The following is a 6,630-nucleotide window of genomic DNA, read 5'->3' as shown; positions in this document are numbered from 1 at the left end:
CCGCCTGCAAAACAGGCGGGGCTTTTTTATGGCTGTTGAGTTATCCCTGCAGGAGCCGCCCGGCGGCTCTTACAGGACAATACCGGTCAGTACAGGTTAGGCTCCATCTCCAGCTCAACGCCAAAGCGCTCAAGCACATCCGCCTGGATACGCTGCGCCAGCCTCAATAGCTCAAGACCGCTGGCCTGGCCATAGTTGACCAGCACCAGCGCCTGCAAGCGATGCACACCTGCATCCCCCTCACGAAAGCCCTTCCAGCCGGCCTGTTCGATCAGCCAGCCCGCGGCCAGCTTCACCCGCCCGTCAGTTTGCGGGTAGGCCACCAGCTGCGGATAACGCTGTTTCAGAGCGTCAGCCTGGTCAGCCGCAATCACCGGGTTTTTGAAAAAACTGCCGGCGTTGGCCAGCACGGCCGGGTCCGGAAGCTTTTCACTGCGAATGGCACAGATCGCGCGACTGACATCCAGTGCTGTGGGCTGTTCTATCCCCTGCTCGCTCAAGCGCTGACGCACCGGGCCATATTCCAGGTGCAGCGGCGCCTGACGACTGAGCGCAAAACGCACCCGCAGGATGATCCAGCGCCCGGCCTGCTGCTTGAACAGGCTGTCACGGTAACCAAAGGCGCAGTCATCGAGAAAGAACTCACGCAGCTCACCGGTTTCCCGCTCCAGGGCGACCAGGCTGTGGAATACATCCTTGATCTCGACGCCGTAGGCACCGATGTTCTGCATCGGCGCCGCACCGACCGTGCCCGGGATCAGACTGAGGTTTTCCAACCCCACCAACCCCATCTCCAGGCACTGCAACACGAAGGGATGCCAAGGCTCGCCGGCCTCAGCCTCGACCATGACACGCTCCCCGTCATCCTGCACAACGCGCACGCCACGACTGGCCATGCGCAGCACCAAACGCTCGACATCACCGGCCAGCAACAGGTTGCTGCCACCGCCGATCACCAGCAGTGGCAGTTGTCGCTCGACGGCCAGCGCCAAGGCCTGACGAACATCGTCATCACTATGCGCTTGTGCGAACAGGCTGGCGCGGACATCGACCCCGAAGGTGTTGAATGGCTTGAGAGAGACTTGCCGATGTACATCCAGGCTCATGCGCCAGCCCTCGACAGACGACCCATCATGCCTCCAGCAGGCGCTTTACGCGCTCCAGGTCTTCAGGCGTATCAACGCCTGCCGGCGGCGCCTCCAGCGCATCGGCCACATGAATGCGCACCCCGTGCCAAAGTGCGCGAAGCTGCTCAAGCGACTCGGTGTTTTCCAGCCAGCACGGCCCCCAGGCCACGAAGTCGTGCAGAAAGCCTGCACGGTAGGCATAGATGCCGATATGCCGACGATAAGGCACGCCTGCCGGCAGCACGTCGCGGCTGACCGCCAGGGCATCACGCGCCCAGGGCAATGGCGCACGACTGAAGGTCAGCGCCAGACCATTGATGTCGGTCACGACCTTGACCACGTTCGGGTTGAACAACGCCGCGACGTCATCAATCGGCTCGGCCAGTGTCGAGATCCCGGCCTCGGGATGGGCGGCCAGGTTGGCCGCCACCTGATCAATGATCGCCGGCGGGATCATCGGCTCGTCGCCCTGCACATTGACCACAATGGCGTCAGTCGCCAACCCCAACTGAGTGGCCACTTCGGCCAGACGGTCAGTGCCGGAGTTATGATCGTCGCGGGTCAGCAGCACTTCGGCACCAAAGCCCTGGCACGCCGCAACGATGCGCGCATCGTCGGTGGCTACCACCACACGGCTGGCGCTGCTTTTACGTGCCTGTTCCCAGACATGCTGCACCATCGGTTTACCGGCAATCACCTTGAGCGGTTTGCCAGGGAAACGGCTGGAGCCGAAACGCGCCGGAATCACGACAGTGAAGGCAGTGCTCATTTATCCAGGCGCTCCTCGGCGGTCAGGGTCCGGGCTTCGCTTTCGAGCATTACCGGGATGCCATCGCGAATCGGATAAGCCAGGCCGGCGCCCTTGCTGATCAGCTCGGACTTGTCGTCGCTGAGTTTCAAGGGGCCTTTGCAGATCGGGCATGCGAGGATGTCGAGCAGTTTGGTATCCATGATGGCTCCCATTAGTGATTAAGACGTGCCAGCCAGTCATCGAACCAGCTGACGAACGCCGTGGACGGCTGAGCGTCCACGGCCAGATACCACCAGTCGGCGGCAGCGAAGGCGCGGCATTTCACGGCGTCCTTCTCGGTCATGACCAACGGCAGCGCGGGACTGAAATCAAGCGCTTCAGCAGTGAACGCCGCATGATCGGCGAAGGCATGCGGCACCGGTCGCCAGTTTAGCCCTTCAAGCGTCGTGAAAAAACGCTGCGGGTTGCCAATCCCGGCCACCGCATGCACGGCCTGACCCGCGGCAAAATGCTCGACACCGACTCGCTGGCCGCTGCGCAGATTGACCAGCGCCGAAGGCTGCAGAGTAAAGCCAAAGCCATCTTCGCGATCAGCCTGCGCGCCGTTGTACAGCAGCGCATCGACGCTTTGCAGGCGCTCGACAGGCTCGCGCAAGGGCCCGGCCGGCAGGCAACGACGATTGCCAAGCCCACGAGCGGCATCGATCAGCACCAACTCCAGATCACGGGCGAGCCGATAATGCTGCAAGCCATCGTCAGACAGAATCAGGTCCAGCGGCTCAGTGTCGAGCAAGGCCTGCACGGCGCGGCCACGATCAGGGTCGATCACCAGCGGCACGCCGCTGCGCTGCACGATCAGCAAGGGTTCGTCACCGGCCTGGGCAGCGCTTTGTTCGGCGCGCACCCGCCACGGCAGGCTCGGCGGTGTGGCACCGTAACCACGGCTGACCACTCCGACCCGCAGGCCGCGTTGCCGGCAGTGTTCGATCAACCAGAGGATCATCGGCGTCTTGCCGGTGCCGCCCACGGTGATATTGCCTACTACGACCACCGGCACCGAGGCCCGATAGATGCCGCCCTCCCCGGCCAGAAAGCGCGCCCGTTTGCGGTTGACCACCCGGCGGTACAACAGCTCCAGGGGGCGCAGCAAGGACAGTGCCGGATGGCCTTGATACCAGGCGGCGAGCAACCGGTCGGAAAGCGCCATCAGTTAGCCTGCGTGGTTTCGACCGTGGTCATGCGCAAATGGCTGAAACCCAGTTTTCCGGCGGCATCCATGGCGGTAATCACCGACTGATGCGGTGTCTTGCCGTCGGCACTGATCGACAGCGGCAGGCTGTTATCACCACCGGACTCGCGCTGCACGGCTTCGATCAGGCTGTCCAGATCGTTGCGCGGCAACAACTGGTTATTGACCGAAAAGATGCCGTCGGCATTGATCGCGATATCCACCTGCTTGCGTGCGGCATCGTCATTGGACGCACCGGTCACGGCCTGGGGCAGATCGACACGCAGTTGGGTTTCACGGGTGAAGGTGGTGGTCAGGATGAAAAACAGCAGCAGAATGAACACCACATCAATCAGCGCTACCAGATTGATATCGATATTGTCGCGCTGCTTGCGGCGGCGAAACTTCACTTGCGCTTGCCTCCGGTCCTGGCAAGGGACTTGAGATCGACCGGTGCGTCGACCAGGTCTACCTCACGGTCGCCCTGCACCACTTCAACCAGACGAATCGCCTGCTGCTCCATGCCAACCACCAGCTCATCGACCCGGCTTTGCAGGTAGCGATGGAAGAAAATCGCCGGGATCGCCACCATCAGGCCCGAGGCAGTACAGATCAGCGCCTTGGAAATACCACCGGCCAACACCACGGCATTGCCGGTATTACCGGCTGAATTGAACGAAGCGAAGATGTCGATCATGCCCAGTACAGTACCGAGCAGGCCGAGCAATGGCGCCATGGCCGCCACCGACCCGAGTGCCGCGAGGTAGCGCTCCAGCTCATGGATCACCCGCGCCGCAGCCTCTTCGATGCTTTCTTTCATGATCTCGCGACCATGCCGGGAGTTGGCCAGGCCAGCGGCGAGAATCTCGCCCAGCGGCGAATCAGCGCGCAATTGCTTGAGTTTTTCGCCGTCGAGCTTGTTTTCCTGAATCCACTGCCAGACCTGCCCGAGCAAGTGTGGCGGGGTGATTCGGCTGGCACGCAAGGTCCAGAGACGTTCAATGACGATGCCGGCCGCGACAATCGAACTCAGTATGATCGGCAGCATCATCCAGCCGCCGGATTTGACCAGTTCCCACACAGTGCCGACTCCCTTGAAAAAATTGGCGCCACTTTAACATAGGGTCGAAAGAGGGTGCTTGAGATTGCCGGTCAATCTCGCCAGAAACGCCGGTTTTCACGTTCACCCCGCGGTTGCTCGAACGCTCCCAGGCGCCAACTGATCGCGCCTTGCCCGGCGCTGTCGTGAATATCGATGCCCAGCGCCCGATAGCGCGCAACCACTATCGGGTGCGGATGGCCGAAGCTGTTATTGCGGCCACGGGAAATCAGCACGCCTTCAGGCATTACCCGGCGCAACAAGGGCGCCGAAGACGAGGTGCGACTGCCATGATGCGGTGCCTGAAACCAGCGGGCACGCAGATCGAAGTCAGCCTGGCGAATCGCCCACTCAGCCCCGGCTTCAATATCACCGGTCAACAGCAGCCGCTCACCGCTGGCATCGATCATCAACACACACGACGCCTCGTTGCTGTTGTAGGCCTTATCCCAACGCCAGGTCTCGAAACGCACGCCGTCCCACTCCCAGCGCTCGCCGGTGCGGCACGGCTGCGCCTGTAGCGATGCGTGCATTGCCTCGGGCTCGCCGCCAAGTACCCGCTCAACCGGCACACTGCGCTGCACCGCCAGGGCGCCACCGGCATGATCGGCATGAGCATGGCTGATTACCAGCGTGTCGAGGCGGCGCACGCCGGCCTTGCGCAACACCGGCACCACCACCCGCTCGCCCAGGTCAAACTCACCCGAGGCAGGGCCTGCGTCATACAGCAGGTTGTGATGGCGGGTGCGTATCAGGATCGCCAGCCCCTGGCCGACATCCAGTTGCAACACCTCAGCCTGACCCGGCGCAATCGGTTGTCTGGGTACAAACACACAGAGTAATAATAAAGGCCAACCCAACGGTCGCAGTGGCACACCGGCTGGCAGCAACAACAGCACAGCCCCCAGCAGACACAGCAACCACACCCAGAGCGGCAAGGCCTCCGGCAACCAGGCCGGCAGCCAGGCGGCAACCCAGCACAGCGCAACAAACAGCAATTGCATGCTGCCCCCGGCCAGCCATAGCAGGCTCGCCCCCAACCAAGGCACAGGCAGCAGCAAAGTACCGAGCAACGCCAGCGGCAACACCACCAGACTGACCCAGGGCACTGCCAGCAGATTGGCCAGCGGCGCACTGAGGCTGACCGGCAGCTCAAGCACAATCAGAAAAGGCAGGAGACCGATTGCGATCAGCCATTGGGCACGGCTCCAGGCCTGCCACCAGCGCCAGCGCCCCAAACGGCCGGCGAAAACCAGAATCAGCACCGCCACTGCCGCAAATGACAACCAGAAGCCCGCTTGCAGACTGGCCAGCGGCTCGAAGATCAGCACCAGATTCAGCGACACCAGCCAGGGCCAGAGCAGACCAAGATGCCGAAAGCGCAAGCGCCAGAGCAGCACCATCCCGACCATTACACAGGCACGCCGCACCGGCACCTCGAAACCGGCAAGCAGGCCATAGCCCAGCGCGGCAACAAAGGCCAGCCCACACGCCCAAGGTAACCAGGGCAAGGCCGCAGGCCACAGCCCCCGGCGCGCCAGCGCAGCAATCAACAGATACACCGCGCCCGCCAGCAAACCGACATGCTGCCCGGAAATCACCAGCAAATGCACCGTGCCGGTTTCTTGCAGTATCTGCCAGTCATCCCGTGACAGCCCTGAACCATCGCCCAGCACCAGGGCCGCCAGAGCGCCTTCACGGCCGTGTGCATCAACGGCCAGCAAACGCTGGCGGATAGCATCACGCCAGGCGGCACGGGCAGGTGCCAGACGCTGACCATCGAGCACTGTCCCGGTCGCACCAATACGCTGCGCCAACAGCCAGGCCTGATAATCAAAGGCGCCTGGATTGACCAACCCGTCCGGCCGCCGCAACTTGACCGCCAGTCGCCAACGCTCGCCACTGGCCACCGGCGGCCCGCCATACCAGCTCACCCGGATACGTTGCGGCAAACGGGCACGTCGCGACTGCGGCTGATCCAGCTCAAAACGCGTCACACCATCGTTCGCACTCGGCAGCCCCACCACCCGCGCTTCCAGCCATAGCGTACCGCCATCCAGGCGCGGCAGCAGCCGGTCATCCAAGGCATTCTTGGCCGAAAAACAGGCCCAGCTGAACCCCAGCAGCCATAACGCAACAGGATAAGTGCGCCATGGCAATAGCATCAGGGCCAGCACCGGCATCAGCAGCAATAGCCAGCCAGGCGGCAGGGCCGGCAGAAAGCGCAGGGTCAGCAAGCCCAGCGCCAGTGCGACCAGCGCAGTACGCATGGTGAATCCTCAAGGGCAAAAAGGTCTTGAGGATGGGCAAATCAGTGAGGGGGTGCAGGCGCAGAGTATTGCGGAATTTGACCGGCGAATATCCACTCAGTCGTGCACCGACTTCCTACAAATACCGCAGAAGCATCCTGCATTTTTCCGTGTGG

General features: G+C 62.5%; 7 protein-coding genes. All 7 read right to left on the bottom strand.

What is annotated here, in order from left to right:
- Positions 1-86: 86 nt before the first annotated feature.
- The gene (murB, locus tag NRB16_RS23720; RefSeq protein ID WP_045481119.1) at positions 87-1,106 is read right to left on the bottom strand and encodes a UDP-N-acetylmuramate dehydrogenase; all 1,020 of its coding nucleotides are present in this window, start codon (positions 1,104-1,106) and stop codon (positions 87-89) included.
- A 25-nt stretch (positions 1,107-1,131) separates the two neighbouring features.
- Entirely contained in the window at positions 1,132-1,896 is a 765-nt protein-coding gene (gene kdsB, locus NRB16_RS23715; RefSeq protein WP_257107070.1) for a 3-deoxy-manno-octulosonate cytidylyltransferase, read from the bottom strand.
- Positions 1,893-2,078 carry a Trm112 family protein gene (locus NRB16_RS23710; RefSeq protein WP_045493619.1) on the bottom strand — a complete coding sequence of 62 codons (186 nt, stop codon included), beginning with the start codon at positions 2,076-2,078 and terminating at the stop codon, positions 1,893-1,895. The genes kdsB and NRB16_RS23710 overlap by 4 nt, the downstream gene beginning before the upstream one ends.
- Positions 2,079-2,089: 11 nt before the next feature.
- Positions 2,090-3,085, bottom strand: coding sequence for a tetraacyldisaccharide 4'-kinase (gene lpxK, locus NRB16_RS23705; protein WP_257107069.1), 996 nt, complete (start codon positions 3,083-3,085; stop codon positions 2,090-2,092).
- Complete coding sequence (locus NRB16_RS23700) at positions 3,085-3,516, bottom strand: biopolymer transporter ExbD (protein WP_045481128.1); 432 nt, start codon at positions 3,514-3,516, stop codon at positions 3,085-3,087. The genes lpxK and NRB16_RS23700 overlap by 1 nt, the downstream gene beginning before the upstream one ends.
- On the bottom strand, positions 3,513-4,187 hold the full coding sequence (locus NRB16_RS23695; RefSeq protein WP_045481131.1) for a MotA/TolQ/ExbB proton channel family protein: 675 nt from the start codon (positions 4,185-4,187) through the stop codon (positions 3,513-3,515). Before NRB16_RS23695 ends, NRB16_RS23700 begins: the two co-directional genes overlap by 4 nt.
- Positions 4,188-4,258: 71 nt before the next feature.
- A complete protein-coding gene (locus NRB16_RS23690; RefSeq protein WP_257107068.1) occupies positions 4,259-6,475 on the bottom strand; it encodes a DNA internalization-related competence protein ComEC/Rec2 in 2,217 nt (738 codons plus the stop codon).
- Positions 6,476-6,630: the final 155 nt, after the last annotated feature.

It is taken from the genome of Pseudomonas sp. LJDD11, assembly GCF_024584215.1.
Classification (GTDB): Bacteria; Pseudomonadota; Gammaproteobacteria; order Pseudomonadales; family Pseudomonadaceae; genus Aquipseudomonas.
The sequence above is the reverse complement of the archived record's forward strand: the minus strand, read 5'-3'. Positions and strand labels throughout refer to the sequence as shown.